Annotated in this window: 18 protein-coding genes and 1 other RNA gene; 7 read left to right on the plus strand and 12 right to left on the minus strand. The window is 64.4% G+C overall.

Annotation, left to right across the window (positions count from 1 at the left end):
* The first annotated feature begins 70 nt into the window (after positions 1–70).
* The gene (locus KYK29_RS02300) at positions 71–916 is read left to right on the plus strand and encodes an aldo/keto reductase (protein ID WP_254689232.1); all 846 of its coding nucleotides are present in this window, start codon (positions 71–73) and stop codon (positions 914–916) included.
* A gap of 167 nt (positions 917–1083) precedes the next feature.
* Here KYK29_RS02300 and ilvN read toward each other — a convergent pair whose 3' ends face one another.
* Together ilvN and KYK29_RS02310 are read right to left on the minus strand one after the other, a co-directional pair.
* The gene (gene ilvN, locus KYK29_RS02305) at positions 1084–1656 is read right to left on the minus strand and encodes an acetolactate synthase small subunit (RefSeq protein WP_254689233.1); all 573 of its coding nucleotides are present in this window, start codon (positions 1654–1656) and stop codon (positions 1084–1086) included.
* A gap of 19 nt (positions 1657–1675) precedes the next feature.
* Positions 1676–3454 (minus strand): acetolactate synthase 3 large subunit, encoded by a 1779-nt coding sequence (locus KYK29_RS02310; RefSeq protein WP_254689234.1) that lies wholly within the window; start codon positions 3452–3454, stop codon positions 1676–1678.
* 342 nt (positions 3455–3796) lie between these two features.
* Between KYK29_RS02310 and KYK29_RS02315 the strand changes: the two genes are divergently transcribed.
* Positions 3797–5830 (plus strand): ATP-binding protein, encoded by a 2034-nt coding sequence (locus KYK29_RS02315; RefSeq protein ID WP_254689235.1) that lies wholly within the window; start codon positions 3797–3799, stop codon positions 5828–5830.
* A 33-nt stretch (positions 5831–5863) separates the two neighbouring features.
* Here KYK29_RS02315 and miaA read toward each other — a convergent pair whose 3' ends face one another.
* On the minus strand, positions 5864–6778 hold the full coding sequence (gene miaA / locus KYK29_RS02320) for a tRNA (adenosine(37)-N6)-dimethylallyltransferase MiaA (protein WP_254690055.1): 915 nt from the start codon (positions 6776–6778) through the stop codon (positions 5864–5866).
* Between miaA and serB the strand changes: the two genes are divergently transcribed.
* Positions 6777–7670: a phosphoserine phosphatase SerB gene (serB, locus tag KYK29_RS02325; RefSeq protein ID WP_254689236.1), complete on the plus strand. Its 894-nt coding sequence runs from the start codon at positions 6777–6779 to the stop codon at positions 7668–7670. The two genes, miaA and serB, sit on opposite strands and share 2 nt — an antisense overlap.
* Before the next feature lie 122 nt (positions 7671–7792).
* Here serB and KYK29_RS02330 read toward each other — a convergent pair whose 3' ends face one another.
* The 7 genes from KYK29_RS02330 to KYK29_RS02360 all read right to left on the minus strand — a co-directional run bounded on the left by KYK29_RS02330 (position 7793) and on the right by KYK29_RS02360 (position 13670).
* The gene (locus KYK29_RS02330) at positions 7793–9325 is read right to left on the minus strand and encodes a DegQ family serine endoprotease (RefSeq protein ID WP_254689237.1); all 1533 of its coding nucleotides are present in this window, start codon (positions 9323–9325) and stop codon (positions 7793–7795) included.
* A gap of 132 nt (positions 9326–9457) precedes the next feature.
* On the minus strand, positions 9458–9643 hold the full coding sequence (locus tag KYK29_RS02335) for a DUF2065 domain-containing protein (protein WP_254689238.1): 186 nt from the start codon (positions 9641–9643) through the stop codon (positions 9458–9460).
* A gap of 8 nt (positions 9644–9651) precedes the next feature.
* A complete protein-coding gene (hflC, locus tag KYK29_RS02340; protein WP_254689239.1) occupies positions 9652–10575 on the minus strand; it encodes a protease modulator HflC in 924 nt (307 codons plus the stop codon).
* A complete protein-coding gene (hflK, locus tag KYK29_RS02345) occupies positions 10576–11706 on the minus strand; it encodes an FtsH protease activity modulator HflK (protein WP_254689240.1) in 1131 nt (376 codons plus the stop codon).
* Positions 11707–11839: 133 nt separating this feature from the next.
* A complete protein-coding gene (locus tag KYK29_RS02350; protein WP_254689241.1) occupies positions 11840–12394 on the minus strand; it encodes a dihydrofolate reductase in 555 nt (184 codons plus the stop codon).
* 21 nt (positions 12395–12415) lie between these two features.
* The gene (locus tag KYK29_RS02355) at positions 12416–13210 is read right to left on the minus strand and encodes a thymidylate synthase (protein ID WP_254689242.1); all 795 of its coding nucleotides are present in this window, start codon (positions 13208–13210) and stop codon (positions 12416–12418) included.
* 148 nt (positions 13211–13358) lie between these two features.
* Positions 13359–13670: a DUF2853 family protein gene (locus KYK29_RS02360; RefSeq protein WP_254689243.1), complete on the minus strand. Its 312-nt coding sequence runs from the start codon at positions 13668–13670 to the stop codon at positions 13359–13361.
* Between the two features lie 139 nt (positions 13671–13809).
* On the opposite strand from KYK29_RS02360, the gene ssrA reads away from it, so the two are divergent.
* The 4 genes from ssrA to KYK29_RS02380 all read left to right on the plus strand — a co-directional run bounded on the left by ssrA (position 13810) and on the right by KYK29_RS02380 (position 15335).
* Positions 13810–14165: a transfer-messenger RNA gene (gene ssrA, locus KYK29_RS02365) on the plus strand.
* A 122-nt stretch (positions 14166–14287) separates the two neighbouring features.
* Positions 14288–14806, plus strand: a complete 519-nt coding sequence (locus tag KYK29_RS02370; protein WP_254689244.1) for an SspB family protein — start codon at positions 14288–14290, stop codon at positions 14804–14806.
* A 9-nt stretch (positions 14807–14815) separates the two neighbouring features.
* Positions 14816–15013: a DUF4169 family protein gene (locus KYK29_RS02375; RefSeq protein WP_254689245.1), complete on the plus strand. Its 198-nt coding sequence runs from the start codon at positions 14816–14818 to the stop codon at positions 15011–15013.
* A gap of 97 nt (positions 15014–15110) precedes the next feature.
* Positions 15111–15335, plus strand: a complete 225-nt coding sequence (locus KYK29_RS02380) for a ribbon-helix-helix domain-containing protein (protein WP_254689246.1) — start codon at positions 15111–15113, stop codon at positions 15333–15335.
* On the opposite strand, the gene KYK29_RS02385 is transcribed toward KYK29_RS02380, so the two are convergent.
* Together KYK29_RS02385 and KYK29_RS02390 are read right to left on the minus strand one after the other, a co-directional pair.
* A complete protein-coding gene (locus KYK29_RS02385) occupies positions 15328–19116 on the minus strand; it encodes an AsmA family protein (protein ID WP_367880963.1) in 3789 nt (1262 codons plus the stop codon). The two genes, KYK29_RS02380 and KYK29_RS02385, sit on opposite strands and share 8 nt — an antisense overlap.
* A 136-nt stretch (positions 19117–19252) precedes the next feature.
* On the minus strand, positions 19253–20671 hold the full coding sequence (locus KYK29_RS02390; protein ID WP_254689247.1) for an FAD-binding oxidoreductase: 1419 nt from the start codon (positions 20669–20671) through the stop codon (positions 19253–19255).
* Positions 20672–20709 lie beyond the last annotated feature (38 nt).

The following is a 20709-nucleotide window of genomic DNA, read 5'->3' on the forward strand; positions in this document are numbered from 1 at the left end:
CGACCAGCGAATTCTTGTCATAAGTACCATTCGATACCGTGATGCGTATCGTCAGGATATGGAGTGCGACATGAAGGCTGAACTTCCGGCTGTCACCCTGCCCGGCGGGCGGCAGGTCCCCGCCCTGGGCCTCGGCACCTGGCACATGGGCGAACGCCGCGCCTCGGCCGCCGACGAGGTAGCCAGCCTGCGGACGGGTCTCGACCTCGGCATGACGGTGATCGACACGGCGGAAATGTATGCCGATGGCGGCGCGGAGATCGTCACCGGCGAGGCCATCGACGGCCGCCGCGACGAGGTCTTCGTCGTCAGCAAGGTCCTTCCCTCCAACGCCAGCCGCCGGGGGACGATCGCCGCCTGCGAGGCGAGCCTGCAACGCCTTCGCACCGACCGGATCGACCTTTACCTTCTGCACTGGCGCGGACATCATCCGCTCGCCGAAACCGTCGCGGCCTTCGAAACGCTGAAGCAACAGGGAAAGATCCGGGGCTGGGGCGTCTCGAATTTCGATCAGGACGACATGGAGGAACTGCTCGAGGTAGCCGAGCCGGCGCGGCCCGCCGCCAATCAGGTGCTCTACAACCTCGCACGGCGCGGGATCGAATTCGATCTTCTGCGCTGGAGCCAGGTGCAGGGCATTCCGCTGATGGCCTATTCGCCGCTTGATGAGGGCCGCCTCGTCGGCCACCCGGTTCTGGCGAAGATCGGCCGCCTCCACGATGCCAGCGCCGCGCAGGTGGCGCTGGCCTTCCTGTTGACGAGACAGGGAACCATCGCCATCCCGAAATCCGGCTCGCCGGAGCGCGTTCGCGAGAATTTCCGCGCGGCGGAAATACGCCTGACCGCCGAGGATCTGCAACTGCTCGACGAAACCTTTCCCCCGCCGACCCGAAAGCGGCCGCTGGAAATGATCTAGAGCATTTCCAGCCGAAGCGAGATCGCTTCGGCGTCGGATAATGCGGTAAGAACACAATAGTGGAGCAATCCCGGTGAGCCGGTTTTCAGCGGAATTGCTCCAGTTCCGAAAGGAAGGGCCTTTCGAGCCAGCGTTCGCTTCAGGAAAGGCCTGGGGACGGACGAGGACTACATGCCCTGCGGACCCCGATTCATAGCCGCGATACCGGTCCGGCAGACCTCGGAGAGACCGAGCGGCTTCATGACGGCCACGAACTGGTCGACCTTCGAGGACTTCCCGGTCATTTCGAAGATGAAGTGATCGACGGTGGCGTCCACCACCTTGGCGTTGAAGGCGTCGGCAAGCCGCAGCGTTTCCGCCCGCATCTCGCCGGAGCCAGACACTTTCACCAGCGCCACCTCGCGCTCGATCGGCCGTTCCTGTCCCAGCATGCGGGCGCGAACGGTGAGATCGACGACCCGGTGCACCGGCACGATCCGCTCCAGTTGCGACTTGATCTGCTCCAGCACGCCCGGCGTGCCGCGCGTCACGATGGTGATGCGCGACAGATGCGCCTCATGTTCCGTCTCCGACACCGTGAGGCTTTCGATATTGTAGCCGCGGCCGGAGAAGAGGCCGATGACGCGGGCAAGGACGCCCGGCTCGTTGTCGACGAGGATGGAAAGCGTATGACTTTCCGCGACCTGCGTTTCATGGGCGATGAAATAGGCCGAGCCCGTGGGCTGTAGATGTGCGTTCATTTCGGTTTCTACCTTTTCATCAAACGAGCTGGCGGCCCTTGGCGTCGATCGCATTGGCGACCGCCTCATCCGTGGCCTCGTCGGGCAGCAGCATTTCGTTATGCGCCTTGCCCGAGGGGATCATCGGGAAGCAGTTGGCGAGGTTCGCCACACGGCAATCGAAGATCACCGGCCGCCGGACGTCGATCATTTCCTGGATCGCCCCGTCGAGATCGCCGGGCTTGTCGCAGGCGATGCCGACGCCGCCGTAGGCTTCCGCGAGCTTGACGAAATCCGGCATCGCCTCCGTATAGGAGTTCGACAGGCGGTTGCCGTGCAGGAGCTGCTGCCACTGGCGCACCATGCCCATGTACTGGTTGTTCAGGATGAAGATCTTGACCGGCAGGTCATATTGTACGGCGCAGCTCATTTCCTGGATGCACATCTGGATCGAGGCGTCGCCGGCAATATCGATGACCAGACTGTCGCGATGGGCGACCTGTACGCCGATGGCCGCCGGAAAGCCGTAGCCCATGGTCCCGAGGCCGCCCGAGGTCATCCAGCGGTTGGGCTGCTCGAAGCCGTAGAACTGCGCCGCCCACATCTGATGCTGCCCGACTTCGGTCGTGATGTAGGTGTCGCGGTTCTTGGTCAGTTCATAGAGCCGCTGGATCGCATATTGCGGCATGATGACGTCGTCGCTCGGCTTGTAGGCGAAGGAATTGCGGGCGCGCCACCGGGCGATGGAGGTCCACCACGCGTCCATGCCGGACTTGTCGAAATCCTTCGCCGCCGCGCGCCACTGTCGCACGATATCCTCCAGCACCGCGCCGACATCGCCGACGATCGGAATATCGACATGGACGTTCTTGTTGATGGAGGACGGATCGATATCGATATGGATCTTCTTCGAATTCGGCGAAAAGGCGTTGAGGCGGCCGGTGATGCGATCATCGAACCGCGCGCCGATACAGACCATGACGTCGCAATCGTGCATCGCCATGTTGGCCTCGTAGGAGCCGTGCATGCCGAGCATGCCGAGCCAGCTCTTGCCGGAGGCGGGATAAGCCCCCAGTCCCATCAGCGTCGAGGTGATCGGAAAGCCGGTGATTTCCACCAGTTCGCGCAGCAGCCGCGCGGCCTCCGGACCGGAATTGACGACGCCGCCGCCGGAGTAGATGACCGGCCGGCGGGCTGTCTTCATCAAGCTGATGGCGGCGGCGATCTGGTTCGCGTCGCCCTGGACCTTCGGCTGATAGCTCTTCTGGATCGGCGCTGCCGAGGGCGGCGTATAGGTACCGGTGGCGAACTGCACGTCCTTCGGAATATCGACGACGACGGGGCCGGGCCGGCCGCTCTGCGCGATGCGGAACGCCTCGTGGATGACACGGGCGAGATCGTTGACGTCCTTCACCAGCCAGTTGTGCTTGGTGCAGGGGCGCGTGATGCCGACCGTGTCGCACTCCTGGAAGGCGTCGGAGCCGATGAGCGTGGTCGGAACCTGACCGGTGATGCAGACGAGCGGGATCGAATCCATCAGCGCGTCCTGAAGCGGCGTCACCGCATTGGTTGCGCCGGGACCGGACGTGACGAGCATGACGCCGACCTTGCCGGTGGAACGCGCGTAGCCTTCGGCCATATGGCCGGCGCCCTGCTCGTGGCGCACGAGGATATGCTCGATGTCGTCCTGCTGGAAGATCTCGTCATAGATCGGCAGGACGGCGCCGCCCGGATAGCCGAAGATATGCTTGACGCCGTTGTCCTTCAGGGCCTGGAGAACGATCTCGGCGCCTGTCATCTGGTTTTCTGTTCCGCTCATCGGATGTTTCCGTCCGTCTCTTTCAGGTATTTCCGGTGTGATTAACGAATATCAGGGCATAAAAAAAGGCCCCCTGGGGAGCCTGCTTACCGCGCATGGGAGCTTTCGCCGGGTGGTTACACCACCCTGCCCATGCGCGTTCCCACCACGAGAATGAATGCGACGTGATTATTCATGGCGTGAATTGTTAGACACAAAGTTCCCTCCCGTCAACGCCTGCCATGCGGGTTTCGGGGCGGCTTCACGCGGCCGCCGTCCGGACGCCGTATTTCCACCGCCTGCGCAAGACGTTGTTAAGCGGGAGACGTTAGACTGGGCAGTTAACGGCAGGGAGTGGACCTTTTGCTGAACGATGAGCTGAAAAACGCGCTTGCCGCCGGCGAGCAGGAACGCCGCAACGACGATGGGCGCGGCAACCGCCTGCTCGGCCGGGTCGTATCCTGCAACGGCTCGCGCGCGACGATCAGCGCCATCGCGGAAGCCGGCAGCACGACGCTGACCGAACTCTGGTCCGTCGGCCGCCTGATCTCCATTTCCGTCGGCGCCAAGCGCATCGTCGCTCTGGTCTATGCCATGTCGACCGACCAGCAGAGCTGGGCCGAGAACCAGGACACGATCTTCCGCGTCGACGTGGAGCTTCTGGGCGAGGTCAAGGCGGGGCCGGACGGCCGCGAGGAGTTCTTCGCCGGCGTCACCGATTATCCGCATCTGGGCGCCGTCGCCCACCGCATCCGCGCCTCCGACCTTGCGAAAGTCTACGACACGGGCAAGAGCGACGTCTGCGCCATCGGCAAGCTGACGCAGGACGAGCGGCTGGACGCGACGATCCATGTGCCGTCCATGCTGGAAAAGCATTTCGCCATCGTCGGCACCACCGGCGTCGGAAAGTCAACGGCGGTGACGCTGCTGTTGCACAAGGCGATCCAGGCCGATCCGAACCTGCGCGTCCTGATCCTCGATCCGCACAACGAATTCGCGGCCGCCTTCGGCGATCTCGCCGTCGTCATCGACACGGAGACGCTCGACCTGCCTTTCTGGCTGTTCAGGCTGGAGGAATTCAGCGAGGTGATCTTCCGCAGCCGCCCGCCGGTGCCGGAGGAAATGGATATCCTGCGCGATCTCATTCCCGAGGCCCGCCGCGCCTTTCGCGGCTCGGGCGAAGGCGGCCTGATGCGGCGGTCCAGCGAGAAAAGCTCGATCACCGCCGATACCCCCGTCCCGTTCCGCATCGCCGACCTGCTCGCCCTCGTCGACGAGCGCCTCGGTCGCCTGGAGGGGCGGGCGGAGAAGCCGCATCTGCGGTCGCTCAAGGTTCGCATCATGTCGGCGATCAACGACCCACGCTATCGCTTCATGTTCTCCTCAAACACGATCACCGACACGATCCTCGACACCATCGCCCGCATCTTCCGCATACCCGGCGACGGCAAGCCGGTCGCCACCTTCCAGCTTTCCGGCATCCCGTCCGAAGTGGTCAACTCCGTCGCCTCGGTCCTGTGCCGCATGGCCTTCGAGATCGGCCTGTGGAGCAATGGCGGCGTGCATATGCTGGTGGTCTGCGAGGAAGCGCACCGCTACGTGCCGGCGGACGCCAAGCTCGGCTTCCTGCCGACGCGGCAGGCGATCGCCCGCATCGCCAAGGAAGGGCGCAAATACGGCGTTTCGCTCGGCATCGTCACGCAGCGTCCCGGCGAACTCGACCCGACGATCCTGTCCCAGTGCTCGACCGTCTTCGCAATGCGCCTCGCCAACGATCACGATCAGGACATCATCCGCTCGGCGATCCCGGATTCCTCGACCTCGACCACGAGCTTCATTTCCTCCATCGGCAACGGCGAGGCCATCGCCTTCGGCGAGGCGGTGGCGGTTCCCATGCGCATGCGCTTTTCGCGGGTGGATCGCGCCCGCCTGCCCAAAGCCAACGGCGCCGTCCCCCACACGGGCGAGGAAAGCCCGAACACCCTCGATCTGCGGGCGGTGGTGGCGCGCATGCGCGCGGTCAGCGGCCCGGATATTTCCGGCTTCCAGAATACCTATTCTGCGGCTCAGGCGCACAATACGGTGCCGGCCGGCTTCGAGGATATCCCCTATGAGGACGAGGAAGATTACGTCCCGCCGTCCCGTCCCGCTTCGTCGCCGGCCGGCACTGCTCCGGCCGGAACTCAGCCAGCCCCGGCGGCTCCGGCCTCGGAACCCTATCGCGCGGACATGCTGCCCGGATCCGGCAGCCTTTACGATGCGCCGCCGCCGCCACGGCCCGAACCCGCCAGGCAGTTTCCCGAGCCGCCGCCGCTCGACACCGCCGAGCGCCGCCGCGATCCCTCGATCCGCGAACAGCTTCTGAAAAAGCCCCTCAGCAGCCTGATCAGGCGATAAACCCGCGCGGTCCGTCCCGCCTGCCGAAATGCGTCAGGGGACGAAATCGGCGTGCGGATCGATGCGCCGCCAGCTTGCATCCAGCTGATTGCGGAACCATGTCATCTGCCGCTTGGCATATTGGCGCGTGGCGGCAGCACTCCGCTCGGCGACTTCGGCTTCCGTCATCGCGCCGCGCAGCATTGCCGCAATCTGCGGGACGCCGATCGCCTTCATCGCCGGCATATCCGGCGGCAGATGAAGCGACAGGAGCGCCCTCACCTCCTCGACCGCGCCCGAGCGCAGCATCTGCCCGAAGCGCCGGTCGATCCGCCGCGCGAGAACATCCCGCTCCGGCTGCACGACAAGCTTCAGCGCCCGTTCCGGATCGATCACCGCCGCCCCGCCCGCCGTCTGGAACGCGCCGATGCCCCGCCCGGTCGCCTCGAATATCTCCAGCGCCCGCACGATCCGCTGCCCGTCGCCCGGATTGAGCCGGGCCGCGGTCGCGGGGTCGCAGGCGGCAAGCGCCCGGTGAAGCGCCGGCGCGCCCTCGGCGGCAAGACGCGCGCGCAACGCCTCGCGCACGGCCGGGGGAATGGCCGGCATCTGCGAAAGCCCGCCGGCAAGCGCGCGGAAATAGAGGCCCGTGCCCCCCACGAAGACCGGCAAGCGCCGCAACCGCCGCAGCACCGCCACCAGAGCGGCGCTCTCGCGCAGCCAGTCGCCCGTCGAATAGGCGACGCTCGCCGGCACATGTCCGTAAAGCCGGTGATCCACCTGCCCCATATCCGCCGGCTGCGGCCGGGCCGTCAGGACGGAAAGCGTGTCATAGACCTGCATGCTGTCGGCGTTGATCACCACGCCGTCATGCGCTTCGGCCAGCCGCAGGGCGAGCGCGGACTTGCCGCTCGCCGTCGGCCCGGTTATCAGGATCGCGCCCCGTTCTCGATCAAGGTCCTTCATCATGGCTTTCGTTGCCACGCTTATCGCCAATCCGTCAAACCCTGTTCTTGTCCCCGCCCTTGCCGAGGCGGCCGCCGAACGGGTGAAAGCCTCCGGGCTTTACTGGCTCGCCGATGGCGTGGCCTGCGACATCGCGCTTCGCGACGGCGACGACCCCGGCGCCGCCGGGAACGCCATCCGGGCGATCCTCGGCGATGCGCCGGTCGATCTCGCGGTGCAGGCGGCCGAAACGCGACGCAGGAAACTGCTGATCGCCGATATGGATTCGACGATGATCGGTCAGGAGTGCATCGACGAACTGGCCGCCGAGGTTGGCCTCAAGGACAGGGTCGCGGCGATCACCGCCCGCGCGATGAACGGCGAGATCGCCTTCGAGCCCGCCCTTCGCGAACGGGTCGCTCTGCTGAAGGGCCTGCCCGTCCCGGTCATCGACCAGGTGATCGAAAATCGCATCACGCTGACGCCCGGCGGGCGCGAGCTGATCGCCACGATGAAAGCGAAGGGATATTATACGGCGCTCGTTTCCGGCGGCTTCACCGCCTTTACGAGCCGCATCGGCGCAATGCTCGGCTTCGACGAAAATCGCGCCAACACGCTTCTGGAGGCCGATGGGCTGCTGACCGGCACCGTGGCCGAACCGATCCTCGGCAAACAGGCGAAGGTGGACGCGCTGATCGAGATTTCCGCCCGCCTCGGCATCGACCCGCAGGAGGCGATGGCCGTCGGCGACGGTGCGAACGATCTCGGCATGCTGCATCTGTCGGGCGCCGGCGTGGCCCTGCACGCCAAGCCGGCCGTCGCCGCGGAAGCGAAAATCCGCATCGACCACGGCGACCTCACCGCCCTGCTCTACCTGCAAGGCTATCGCAAATCCGACTTCGTTTCCCCTTCGTGATCCACGCAACGATAAGACAGGGCGGGATGCGGGCAGGAAAAGGCCGCTGAAGCGCTGCTCCAATGGCCTGAATCAATCTTTCGGCCGCGATCCGCAAGCCATTGGCAGGAATAGTCTTTTCCTCAATCGATCCGCACGGTGACGAAGCGCAGCGCTCCCGTCTTGTCGGCGATCATCATGAGCGCGTTGCGCCGGTCTTCGGATTTCAGCCGCGCCAGACGGCTTGTCACGTCCTCGGGCGAGGATACGCTCTCCTGGCCGATCTCCACGATCACGTCGCCCGCGACGATGCCGCGCTCGGCCGCCGGGGTCTCCGGCCGGACTTCGGTGATGACCACGCCCTGAACCGTATCGGAGATACCGAAGGTCTCGCGCGCCGCCGCGTCCAGCGGGCCGAAGGCCATGCCGAGCGCGCCGCTGGTTGCCGGCGCGACATCGGCCGGCTCTTCCCTATCCGATTGCTCGTCGGGCGCACCGTTCTCGACCGTCTCTTCCGCCTGCGCCCCGGCCGCCTTCCCGTCATCCTCGAGCCGCCCCAGCGTGACCTTGACGTTGATCTCCTTGCCGCCCCGCATCAGCACCACGTCCACCGCCTTGCCGACCGGGCTTTCGGCGACGACCCGCGGCAGGTCGCGCATTTCCCGCACCTCCTTGCCGTCGAAGCGCACGATCACGTCGCCAGGACGGACGGAGCCGTCGTCGACGGGACCGCCCTTGATGATGCCGGCGACCAGCGCGCCCTGCGTCCGGTTCATGCCGAGGCTTTCGGCAATATCGTCCGTCACCGGCTGGATGCGCACGCCGAGCCACCCCCGCCTTGTCTCGCCATAGTCGCGAAGCTGGGTGAAGATGTTCTCCGCCAGTTCGGTCGGCACGGAAAAGCCGATACCGATGGAACCGCCGGTCGGCGAGATGATCACCGTGTTGATGCCGATGACCTCGCCATGCATGTTGAACAGCGGGCCGCCGGAATTGCCCCGGTTGATCGCCGCATCCGTCTGGATGAAATTGTCATAGGGACCGGCATTGATGTTGCGCCCGCGCGCCGAAATGATGCCGACCGTCACGGAACCGCCAAGCCCGAAGGGATTGCCGATGGCCATCACCCAGTCGCCGATGCGCATCTTGCGGGAATCGCCGAAAGGCACCGCCGTGAGCGGCGTCTTCGGCTCGACCTTCAGGAGCGCGAGATCGGTCTTCGGATCCGTGCCGACAAGCCTTGCCTTCAGTTTGGAGCCATCGGCGAAATTGACCTCGATATCATCGGCCCCCTCGATGACGTGATTGTTCGTCGCGACGAAACCCGAAGGGTCGATCACGAAGCCCGAGCCGAGAGAATTCACCGTGCGCTGCTGGCTGCCCTCGCCGCCTTCGCCCTTGAAGAACTCATCGAAGAAATCCTGGAACGGCGAACCTTCCGGCACTTCCGGTGCCGGGGCCCGGTCGTCGCTCTTCACATTCTGCGAGGTGGAGATATTGACGACGGCATCAAGCAGTCCTTCGGCAAGATCCGCCACCGATTCCGGTCCGGCCGCAGCGATCGTCGTCTTCGTGCTCTCGGCCGCGGCCGGATGCCAGCCGCCCGCGACGACGGAAAGGCCGATACCAAGGGCGATACCCGCCCACAACACGCTGGACCTCTGCTTGAATGCCATGTTCGGCGTCCTCATTCGTCTTTGCTGCATCCGGCCACTCTTGGCCCACGATGCGGCGAAAATCGGTTCGCCGCGTTGAAAAGGCCTCACGCAGTCCTCGCCTGTCGACTTTCCACCGCAAGGCCGGCCGGTTCATCCCCGGATCGACCATACGAGAAGAACGCCCAGCGCCACCGCAAAAAGACCGGAAAGACGAAGCTGGCTTTCCGGAATACGCGGCAGCAGCGACGCCATACGCGCCAAGAAGGAAGGGGCCAGTGCGTACACCAGCCCCTCGATGATCAGGAAGAACGCGATTCCCGTCAGGAAATCGTCCATGCCTGCTCTCAGTTTTCCGTCGGGGGCGTGCTTGCCCCGCGTGCTGGCGCGGCTCCGTCAGCGTCCTCGAAATAGCGGAAGAACTCCGACTGGGGCGACAGCACCAGCGTCGTATCCGAAGACGCCGCCAGCGAATCGCGATAGGCGCTCATCGACCGGTAAAAGTCGAAGAAGCCCGGATCCCTGGAGAAGGCTTCGCCGAACACGCGGTTGCGCTCGCCTTCGCCTTCACCGCGCAGGATTTCCGAATCACGCTGGGCCTCCGCCACCAGTTCGACGACCTGACGATCGGCGATGGCGCGACGGCGCTGGCCTTGCTCGTTACCGCGGGCGCGGATGAGTTCGGCCTCGGCCAGACGTTCGGCCTTCATGCGTTCATAGGTCTGCTGCGAGACTTCCTGCGTCAGATCGGTGCGACGGATACGCACGTCCGAAATGGTGATGCCGAGATTTTCGGCGTCGGAGGTCAGTTCGCCGCGCACTTCACGCATCATCGATGCACGCTCCTCGGAAAGCGCCGCTTCGAAGCCGCGCAGACCGTAAACCCGGCGCAATGCCGAATCGAGACGCGTGCGCAAGCGCGATTCGGCGGATTCCCGGTCGCCCGAGACCGACTGGAGGAAGCGACGGGCATCGGTGATCTTGTAGACCACGAAGGCGTCGACCTCGTAGAACTTGCCGCCCGAGACCTGCACGCGAATGTCGTCCAGGTCGAAACGCAGCGCCTGATCCTGAACATATTGGACCCGGTCGGCGTCCATGAAGCCGAACGGCAGCTTGAAATAAAGTCCGGGCTCCGACTTCACGTCCTGAATCTGACCGAAGCGGATGACAATCGCCTGCTGCCGTTCGTTGACCACGAAGACCGACGAATAGGCGATGAAGAGAAGAACGCCGATAGCGATGAGAATGGCTGGCATACGGTTGCTCATTTACTGCGTGCCTCCCGTTGCCGGTTGCTGCTGTTGCTGGCCCGTCGTCCTGCCAAGCTCGTTCAACGGCAGATAGGGAACGACGCCCTGCCCGCCCTGCTTGTCGTCGATAATGACCTTCTTCGAATTCTTCATGACCTCTTCCATCGTTTCCAGGAAGAGACGCTTGCGCGTCACATCAGGCGCGAGCCTGTACTGGTCGTAAACGGAAATGAAGCGGGCCGCCTCACCTTCCGCCTCCTTGACGACGCGGTCCTTGTAGGCGGCCGCCTCTTCGCGGATCTGCGCGGCCTGACCGCGCGCGCGGCCCAGCCGCTGGTTGGCGTACTGATTGGCCTCCTCGACGAAACGGTCCTCGTCCTGCTCGGCGCGCTGCACCTCGTCGAACGCATCGGCCACTTCGCGCGGCGGCGCCGCATCCTCGATCGCCACCGTGTTGATCGAGATGCCGGCCTGATAGGCATCCATCGTCGCCTGGATCGTCGCCTTGACGCCTTCGGCGATCGCCTGCCGGTTGTCGCGGAAGATGTCCTGCGCCGGACGGCGGCCGACGATCTCGCGCATCGCGCTTTCGGCGACCTGCCGCATGGTCTCGGCCGGATTCTCGAGATTGAAGAGATAGGCCTTGGGGTCGGTCACCGAAAACAGCACGGAGAACTGGACGTTCACGATATTCTGGTCGCCGCTCAACATCAGCCCGGCGTTATCCGCACTCGTGGCCGAGGCGCGACGGCCGATATTCTGCTGCTGCTCGGTGATCTTGACCATCTCGACGGTTTCCAGCGGCCAGAAATGGAAATGCAGGCCGGGCATGGAAATCTCGTCCTTCGGCTTGCCGAAGCGCAGTTCGACGCCGCGTTCGTCAGGCTGGACGGTATAGATGGCGTTCATCAGCCAGAAGATGCCGACGAGCAACACCGCGATGACCACGATGCCGCCGTTGAAGCCGCCGGGCATGATATTTTTCAGCTGGTCCTGGCCGCGCCGGATGATCTCTTCCAGATCCGGCGGCCCGCCGGAGCCACCGCCGCCGCCACGCGGGCGTTGCGGCCCCTGGCCCCAGGGCCCCTGATTGTTTCCGCCGCCGCCGCCCCACGGGCCGCCGCCGCCGTTCTGATTGCTCCAGGGCATCAATACCTCTTTCTCTGGAATCCCCTATATGCCGCATTTCGCGAAATGTTTCCCGCGATGAGCGAAGTGGAACCGTTATAGGTATCTCGCCAGCGGCTTTCAACAAATCCACGGCCCCATGCGAGCCGATGCGTCAAAATAGTTCGTGATCGGCCGGATTTTCCGGGCGGCGCGCCGTCTTGCGCACCCAGGTGACGAAATGCATGGGGTGGCTGTCGCGCTCGCCCTGCGGAATCGGCTCTTCCAACGCCCGGGTGAAAAGCGCCGGATCGATGTCGGGAAAGCGCGTATCGCCTTCCACCTCGGCCTCGACACGGGTGACATGGAGGATATCCGCCCGATCGAAGAGCTGACGGTAGATCTCGCCGCCGCCGATCACGCAGACCTCGTCGACGCCGAGCGCCCGCGCCTCGCTTGCCGCCATCGAAAGGCCGGCTTCCACTGACGTTGCGACGCTGGCTCCCGGCGCGGAAAAATCCGGGTCGCGGGTGACGACGATATTGGGACGTCCCGGCAGCGGCCTGCCGATCGACGTCCAGGTCTTGCGTCCCATCAGCACCGGCTTGCCCAGCGTCAATTGCTTGAAGCGCTTGAGGTCGGACGGAAGCCGCCAGGGCAGATCGCCATCGCGGCCGATGACGCCGTTCTTCGACACGGCGACGACAAGGACGATCCGCACCTCGCTCATAGGAAACACCTTTCCGGGATATCAGACGGCGATCGGCGCCTTGATGCTTGCATCGGCTTCGTAACCGACCAGGGTAAAGTCCTCGAAGCTGAAGGAGAAAAGATCCTTCACGTCGGGGTTCAGCCGCATGGAGGGCAAGGCCTTCGGCCGGCGTGCAAGCTGCTCGCGCACCTGCTCGAAATGGTTGCTGTAGACATGGGCGTCCCCAAGCGTGTGGACGAAGTCGCCCGGCTCCAGCCCCGTCACCTGCGCCACCATCAGCGTCAGCAGCGCATAGGAGGCAATGTTGAAGGGCACGCCGAGGAAGATATCCGCTGAGCGCTGATAGAGCTGGCAGGAAAGGCGCCCTTCGGCCACATGGAACTGGAACAGGCAGTGGCAGGGCGGCAGCGCCATGTCTTCCACCAGCGCCGGATTCCACGCCGAAACGATATGGCGGCGGGAATAGGGATTGGTGCGGATATTTTCCAACACGGCGGAAATCTGGTCGAGATGACGGCCGTCAGGGGTCGGCCAGGAGCGCCACTGATAGCCGTAGACCGGGCCGAGATCGCCGTTCTCGTCCGCCCATTCATCCCAGATCGTCACGCCGTTCTCGCGCAGATAGGCGATATTGGTGTCGCCGCGCAGGAACCACAGCAATTCATGGATGATGGAGCGCAGGTGCAGCTTCTTCGTCGTCAGAACCGGAAAACCTTCCGAAAGGTCGAAGCGCATCTGGTAGCCGAAAACGCCACGCGTGCCGGTGCCTGTCCGGTCGGACCGGTCGACGCCGTTTTCCATCACATGGGAAAGAAGATCGAGATATTGCCGCATAGCCGTCGCCGTTTCGTTTTCAAGCTTCGGAGTCCGGGACTTTCCGGTGAAAACGGGGCCACCGGAAAAGCTCCATCTCCGTCTCCTCGTGCTCATAGACCGGCAGCGGCGACGGCCATAGGGGAAAAACGGGTTGTCCCGGCTTTCCTCAGGCGAGGAGGTCGAGTTTTCCAAGCTCCTTGGCCGCCAGATAATAGAAGGTCACCCGCGACTTGCTCCTGTCGGCGGACATCGCCTTGCAGACCGCCTCGATGGCGCTGTCGGCGGAACCGTCCGTCACGCCCAGCTTCTTGCCGCACCACTTTTCCCTGACCCGCGCCAGCTCTTCCGGGTCGGAGCAGGATACGAGCGAGGAATCGCGGTTACGCAACGCGATGCCCAGATGCGTAACGATTTTCTTGACGATGGCCTCATCGGCTCCACTGTCGTACTTGCGGACATCTGCGAGATAGTCGGTCATGGGGTTCCTCTCCTTTGCGCCGGCTTCGCCTTCCTGGCGGTCCACCGTAGCGCCATGTTTTTCAAGCCGGCGCGGCAAGTCAAGCGTAAATAACGCTCGGGCGAAAACCGTCCGTCAAAGTTTGCAGGAGGACAGGCTGCCCCTTTCATTCGCTCGCGCAAGCGCCTATATAGGGAGTGCCGCTTCGGCGGCTATGGCGATAAACGAGCGATGCAATAAACCCATTGGACCCGGGGGCGGTACCCGGCGCCTCCACCAAAAACCGGTCGCGGGGACCGGCTTTTGCTGGGGGCGAAATAGGATCGACAAGGGCGTAAAGATCGACTTTTTGCTCGGCATTGTACCACCGTTATCGGGCTAAAATTGTAGTTGCAAACGACAACTATGCGGAAGCTCGTCTCGCTGCCTAATGGTGGTGTGACACTTCACTCAAAGTCCTGACGGGTCGCACCGGCAGGCGGGGTCCGAAGGCACCTGGCAACAGAAGCCTTCACCTTCTCCATTTCCGTGAAATGCTTTATAAGCCGTCAGAATGACTCGCCGCCCGCAAGGCGACGGGAGCCGTCCGGCCATATGCCGGCGGCCGGAAGGAAGATCAGGAAGAAAGACAGGAACTGATGGCGCAAGACCATATCCGCTACGACATTCTCGCCCAGGACGCGCTGCGCGGCGTCATTCGAAAGGTCCTGTCGGAGACAGCGGCAACAGGCCATCTGCCGGGCGACCACCACTTTTTCATCACCTTCCTGACCAATGCGCCAGGCGTGCGCATCTCCCAGCATCTCAAATCCAAATATCCCGAAGAGATGACCATCGTTATCCAGCACCAGTTCTGGGACCTGAAGATCACGGAAAGCCTGTTCGAAATCTGCCTCTCCTTCTCCGATACGCCGGAGCGGCTGGTCATTCCCTTCAACGCCATTCGCGGCTTCTATGACCCGGCGGTGAGTTTCGAGCTGGAATTCGACGTTCCGCTTCAGGTGGAAAACGAACAGAGCGCCGAGATCACCGCCCATCCGGCCACCGCCGATACCGACGAGGAGCCGGACGACGAGCCGACGCCTCCTCCGGCGGGCGGCGACGACAACAAGGGCGCCTCGGTCGTGTCGCTCGATTCCTTCCGCAAGAAGAACTGAGCACGCCCGATGAGCGGCGACATCGTCAATCTGCGCCAGTTCCGCAAGCAGAAGGCGCGCGGCGAAAAGGAGAAGCAGGCCGAACAGAACCGGCTCTCCTACGGCCGGACCAAAGCGGAAAAGACTTTGACGCACGCGCGCAACGAAAAAGCGGAAAAGACGCTCGATCAGGGCCGGAGGGAACGACCGGGCAAGGACGACGAATAGCTGCGATCGGCATGAAAATTCTCGCGTTTCCAATGACTTGACCACACTCGCTGAATCGGTTCCGCAGCGTCTTGATTCAATTCGTGAGGGCCGTCCGTTGATCCGCAAGTATTCCACGACATTGCATGGCCACCGCACCAGCTTTTCGCTGGAAAGCGCCTTTCACGATGAACTGAAGGCCGTCGCCGCCGCCCGCCGCATACCGCTCGCAGCCCTGATCCGCGAAGTGGACGACACCCGTGACCCGCAAAGCAACCTGTCCTCGGCGCTGCGTCTTTACGTTCTCGAATGGCTTCGCGCGCAAGTACGGGAGATCAGTTGAAATCGGGCAGCATGTCGAAATCCAGCATCTGCCCACCCATGGGCGGCGGCAGGTCGCTGCCGCGCTCCACCCCCTCCTGTGAGGGCACCGGCAGGCGCCGCTCCTCTTCGCGGGCACGCCGCGCCGCCGCCTCCGCCTCAAGCCGCCGGCGCTCCTCCTCCGTTGCCGCACGGCGCTTGCGCTCCGCTTCCTCCACCGCGCGCCGTTCCCGCTCCGCCGCTTCCGCCGCGCGGCGCAACTCGGTTTCCCGCTCGACCCTTTCGCGGGCCGCCGCACGCCGGCGGTCTTCCTCCGCCTGTTGCAACCGCTCAGCCGCAAGCTGCGCCGCGCGTGCCTGCACCCGGGCGCGATAAAGCGCCGCCTCGCGGCGCAGCCGCTGCTTTTCCAGCACATTCGCCTGAAGCGTCTCGACACGACGACGCTCGTTTTCGAAACGCCTCAGCGACAGATAATTGACGAGCGGCTGGACGTTCATCTCCATATCGGGCGCCACCAGAAGCCCGCGATAACCGAGCACCACCTCCGGTTCGGTTCCCTCCTGCGCCTCCTCCCCGGCATCGAAAGCAACGGCAAGGCTGCCGGTCATCGAACCGTCGGCCAGATCGATATCCGCATCGCCGGTCAGCCGCGCCCCGGCGGCATCGGCCGAAAGGCTCTGCACGCGCAGGCGGCCGCTTGCGACCGCAAAGGGGATATGAGCCGCCCCGACCGGGGTGTCGCCGCGCAGGATGGCGGCCGGCGCGAAACCTGCAACTTCCTCCGGCGTGATATCGCTCTCTATTGCCTCGGCTCCTGCGATCAGCGCGGGAAAGGCACCCGCATCGATCCCGCGCAGCAGAAGGTCCGAGGTCGCGATCTCGCCCGAACCGCTGGCGCTTTCCATCATGGCGCGAACGCTCTGTCCGGACGCGTCGATGGCGATGGTGACGTCCGCCCGACCGGTGGCGACGACGCCCGCTGGTCCCGTCCAGACGGCTTTCGACAGATCGACGCCGGAAAGTCCGGCACGGGCCTCGAACAGGCCGTTCTCCTCCGCATTGGCCAGCTTGATCCGGCCGGAAAGCTGCCCACCCAGCCATTCGCCCTGCATGTCCGTCAGCGCCAGATCGCTGCCTTTCCAGAGGAGATCGGCGTGAAAATCCTTCACCGCGCCATAGAGTCCCGGCCAGAAGGCGTCCGCACCCAGCGTTATCGACAGATCCGCCGCCTCCTGGAATGGCTGCGAAAGCGGCGCGGTGCTCGGCCCGCCGCGCATCGCATCGCTGACCGGACCGAAAACGGCTTCGGCAAGATAGGCGAAGTCGATCGTGTCGAAGCGGAAGGCCCCCTCGCCCTTCGGCAGCGCCGCCGTTCGATCCAGGGCCATCCGGCCGGAAAAGGCGTTCCGGTCCACCGTCCCCGCGAGATCGGTGATCGTGATCGTTGCGGTATCGGTCGCCACCGTCGCAGAAAGGTCGAGCGGCAATCCGGCCCCCGTCTGCGGCAGTGCGATGCCGTTCATCACCAGATAGGGCTCGATATCCGCGCTCCGCGCGGCAAGAGCAAGCGAGCCGTTCAGATAGCCCTCCGCGGAAAGCACCGCCGTTCCCCGGGCGGAAAACGTCGTGCTGCCCGCCGTGACGCTGGCGCTCACCGTTGCCGGCCCTTCCGCCGCCTTCTTCGCATGCAAGGTCGCGCTGGCATTCGGCTCTCCGTCGAAGGGAAGCGGATCGAGCCCGAGCTGCCCGGCAAGCACGACGGAATGCGGATTGAAGAGACTGCCCTCCAGCTCGAAAGCCCCGCCCCCGAGAAGATCCGCCACGGTCGGCGCGGAAAGGCGCAGGTCGAGGCGGCCATCGTTCACCGGCCCGCTCACGTTCACCGTCACGGGACCCCCGGCGTCCTTGCTTGCGGCGCGCAGCCGAAGGTCGAAACTGTCGTAATAGCCGGCGCTGGCGACGAAACGTGTCAGCAACGGATGGGCAGGCAGATGACGCGCCAGAAGATCGGCGAAAGCCTGCATGGACGGGGCCTTGATATGCCCGTCGAGCGCGGCTTCCGGCTCCGGCAACGTGCCGCCGAGCGTCCCCTTCAGCGTCACCCCGGCGCCTGCAAGCGATGCCACATCGAAACGGTCGATCGTCAGGGCGCCGTCGCTCAGGGTGAGGACCGCATTCACCCCTTCCGCGGTCTCCCCGAAGGCTTCGAACCGTCCCGCCCTGAGACTGAGGGCGATCGAATGATCAAGCACGCTTTCCAGCGATGCGTCACCCGCAAGAAGTCCGGCAAGCGCTTGCAGCGATTCGAGCCGCACCGTGTCGCCGCGCAATTCCGCCGACAGCATCGGCGCCCTTGCCGCCGCTGATTCCCGCTCCAGCCGGCCGTGAAGCGACGCATTGCCGATGGCGATCTCCAGGCTCTCGAAACGCTGGAGATCATCCGTCAGATCGACCCGGGCGGAAAATCCGGCGGTCTTCAACTGACGGATTTCCGCATCCACCGAGCCGGTCAGCCAGGCCGCCAGACCCGAAGGCTGACTTGAAGCCAGCAGAAGATCGCCGGAAAAGCCGCGCTCTCCCTTGAGACGAAGCCGGCCCCGGGCTTCGAGCGTCGTACGGCCGGGCAGAAGCGCGTCGGCGCGATCGACCAGCCAGCCGTCGCCGTCCGGCTTCACATCGAGGCGCAATTCGCGAACCGTCGTATCGCCGACGACGAGCGCCGGCAAAGCGAGACTTGCGCGCCCCGGCACCTGCGGCACCGGAATATCCGCGAGAATACCCAGCAGAGCCTGAAGCCGCTGGCGGGCGGAAACCTGCGGGTTGCGGCCGGTCTTGCCGGCATCGCCATGGTTTGCGAAGCGGCTGACGTCGATCTGCTGGCCCTCGGCGGTGAGCAGGAATTCCGGCGCAAGCCCGGTATCGAGCGTCGCTTCGCCCGTCACCACATAGGGGTCGTCACGCGGGCCTGCCTCCAGCCTGTATTCCGGCACGCGCAAGCGCTCGTTGGAAAGCTCGAACCGGCCGGCCACCCTGATCGCATCCGTCTTCGGCTCCTCCGCCGGCCGGCGTTTCTCCGCAAGGGTAAAGTCGCCGCTATATTGCGGGCGAAAATCGGAAATCCGCACTGTCCCGTCGAGATCGGCGGTATAGGAAAGCCGCTCCGGAACGATACGCGCGCGCAGCCCCAGCGCACCCTCGGCGTCGGCCTGCCCGCTCAGCAGCTGGAATGCGCCGGCTTCGCCGTCGAGACTGCCGCGTCCGTCGACACGCCAGGGACCGGCAAGCGAGCGGGCGGAGACCTGCGCGTCAAGGTCCGTGACGCGGCGCGTGCGTCCCGTCTGCTCGTCCACAAGCTCGATTTCGCCGCCGCTGATGGTGATATTTTCCAGCACCACGGTTCGCGCGGGAATATCGGACTTCCGTCCCCGCGCCCAATCCAGCGTACCGTCGGCAAACAGCCGGACACGCGCCTTCGGCTCCTCCAGCCGCATATCGAAAATCAGCGCTTCGCCGGAGAGGAAAGGCGCAAGTTCCGCTTCCATCGAGAACCGGGCGACCTCCACCATCGGCTGGCCATCCTCCGCTTCTCCCATCCGCACGTCGTTCAGCGTCACGGACGGAAACGGCAACAGGCGGGCGTCGACGCTGCCATGCACCACGACGCTGCGCCCCATGATGCGGCTCGCCTCGCGTTCGAATTCCTCTCGGAAACTGGTCCAGTCGATGAAGAGCGGCGCGATCAGGGCGGCAAACAACGCCGCAACGACAAGTCCGCCGATGATGAGCATAAGCCTGGAAAGCACGCCACCTGCCTCTGGAGCTGTTCCGCAGGCATGAAAAGCCGCGAAAGACGCTCCGTTCTGTCTCTGTCGAACCTGCTGCCCACACCATGCGGCAACAGTCGCATCAAACCGTCGACACCATGCAGGATAGCGCGAATTACGGCCAGCCTGTCGGGAAAATCTTGCCGGGGTTGAGAATACCGTCCGGGTCGAGCGCCTGTTTGACCTGGCGCATCAGCCCGACCGAGCCGCCCAGTTCCTGCGGCAGGAACACCTGCTTGCCCTGCCCGATTCCGTGTTCGCCGGTGCAGGTGCCGTCCATCGCCAGTGCGCGGGCGTTCAGTCTGGTGATGAACGCCTCGGCGATCTCCACATCGGCCGGACTGCCGTCGTCCAGCAGCAGACTCACATGAAAATTCCCGTCACCGGCATGACCGACGATCGGCGCGATCAGCCCGTGCGCCTCGATATCGGCCTCCGTTTCGGAAACGCAATCGGCAAGACGGGAGATCGGAACGCAAACGTCGGTCGCGATCACCGCGAACCCCGGGCGCAACCCCTTGGCGGCCCAATAGACGTCATGGCGTGCTTTCCACAGCTTTGCCCGTTCCGCCGCGTCGGCCGTCCAGTTAAACGTTCCCCCGCCATATTCGGCGGCGATCGCCCCGAATTCCTCCGATTGCAGCCGCACGGTTTCCGCGCTGCCGTGAAATTCCAGGAACAACGTCGGCTGTTCGGGCAATTGCAGGCCGGAATAGGCGTTGCAGGCGCGGACCTGAAGAGTATTCAGCAATTCGATGCGGGCGACCGGAATACCGAGCTGGATCGTCATGATCACCGCGTTGCAGGCATCCGTGAGCGTCGGGAAACCGCAGACGCCGCCGGCGATGACGGCGGGTATCCCCTGAAGACGCAAGGTCACCGAGGTCAGTACGCCGAGCGTTCCTTCCGACCCGACGAGAAGCGCGGTGAGATCATAGCCCGCCGACGACTTGCGGGCGCGGGTGGCGGTGCGGATTTCCTCGCCGGTCGCCGTCACCGCCGTCACCGCAAGGACATTGTCCTTCATCGTGCCGTAACGCACCGCGTTGGTGCCCGAGGCGCGCGTCGACGCCATACCGCCGATCGAGGCGTTGGCGCCGGGATCGATGGGAAAGAACAGGCCGGTGTCGCGCAGATAGGTGTTCAGCGCCTCGCGGGTGATGCCCGGCTCCACGGTGCAGTCGAGATCCTCGGCATTGACGGAAAGGACGCGGTTCATGCGGCTGAAGTCGAGCGAGATGCCGCCGTGCGGCGCATTCACCTGTCCTTCCAGCGAGGAGCCGGTTCCGAAGGGGATGAGCGGCACCTTGAGCGCCGCGCAGATCGCCACCGCCGCCTTCACGTCATCGGCGCTTTCCACGAAGAGCACGCCGTCCGGCAATTGCGGGGGAATATAGGTGGTCGTATGGGCGTGCTGGGCGCGGATCGCCTGTCCGGTCTGGAAGTTCGGGCCGAAGCGCGCCGAAAATCGCGTCAGCGCCTCGGCGATCGCCTGCTCGTTCCTGAACCCGGTTCTGATATCCGCTAACGCCATGATCCTGGCCCTCCATCGTGGGCGTAATGTGCAAATTG

The organism is Shinella daejeonensis (genome assembly GCF_024281235.1).
In the GTDB taxonomy this organism is placed as follows: domain Bacteria; phylum Pseudomonadota; class Alphaproteobacteria; order Rhizobiales; family Rhizobiaceae; genus Shinella; species Shinella daejeonensis.

Bases quoted from the DNA above. Each gene is read 5' to 3' on its own strand.
- KYK29_RS02300 (WP_254689232.1), top strand. From the start codon at position 71: ATGAAGGCTGAACTTCCGGCTGTCACCCTGCCCGGCGGGCGGCAGGTC.
- ilvN (WP_254689233.1), bottom strand. From the start codon at position 1,656: ATGAACGCACATCTACAGCCCACGGGCTCGGCCTATTTCATCGCCCAT.
- KYK29_RS02310 (WP_254689234.1), bottom strand. From the start codon at position 3,454: ATGAGCGGAACAGAAAACCAGATGACAGGCGCCGAGATCGTTCTCCAG.
- serB (WP_254689236.1), top strand. From the start codon at position 6,777: ATGGCTTTCGTTGCCACGCTTATCGCCAATCCGTCAAACCCTGTTCTT.
- miaA (WP_254690055.1), bottom strand. From the start codon at position 6,778: ATGATGAAGGACCTTGATCGAGAACGGGGCGCGATCCTGATAACCGGG.
- KYK29_RS02330 (WP_254689237.1), bottom strand. From the start codon at position 9,325: ATGGCATTCAAGCAGAGGTCCAGCGTGTTGTGGGCGGGTATCGCCCTT.
- KYK29_RS02335 (WP_254689238.1), bottom strand. From the start codon at position 9,643: ATGGACGATTTCCTGACGGGAATCGCGTTCTTCCTGATCATCGAGGGG.
- hflC (WP_254689239.1), bottom strand. From the start codon at position 10,575: ATGAGCAACCGTATGCCAGCCATTCTCATCGCTATCGGCGTTCTTCTC.
- hflK (WP_254689240.1), bottom strand. From the start codon at position 11,706: ATGCCCTGGAGCAATCAGAACGGCGGCGGCGGCCCGTGGGGCGGCGGC.
- KYK29_RS02350 (WP_254689241.1), bottom strand. From the start codon at position 12,394: ATGAGCGAGGTGCGGATCGTCCTTGTCGTCGCCGTGTCGAAGAACGGC.
- KYK29_RS02355 (WP_254689242.1), bottom strand. From the start codon at position 13,210: ATGCGGCAATATCTCGATCTTCTTTCCCATGTGATGGAAAACGGCGTC.
- KYK29_RS02360 (WP_254689243.1), bottom strand. From the start codon at position 13,670: ATGACCGACTATCTCGCAGATGTCCGCAAGTACGACAGTGGAGCCGAT.
- KYK29_RS02370 (WP_254689244.1), top strand. From the start codon at position 14,288: ATGGCGCAAGACCATATCCGCTACGACATTCTCGCCCAGGACGCGCTG.
- KYK29_RS02375 (WP_254689245.1), top strand. From the start codon at position 14,816: ATGAGCGGCGACATCGTCAATCTGCGCCAGTTCCGCAAGCAGAAGGCG.
- KYK29_RS02390 (WP_254689247.1), bottom strand. From the start codon at position 20,671: ATGGCGTTAGCGGATATCAGAACCGGGTTCAGGAACGAGCAGGCGATC.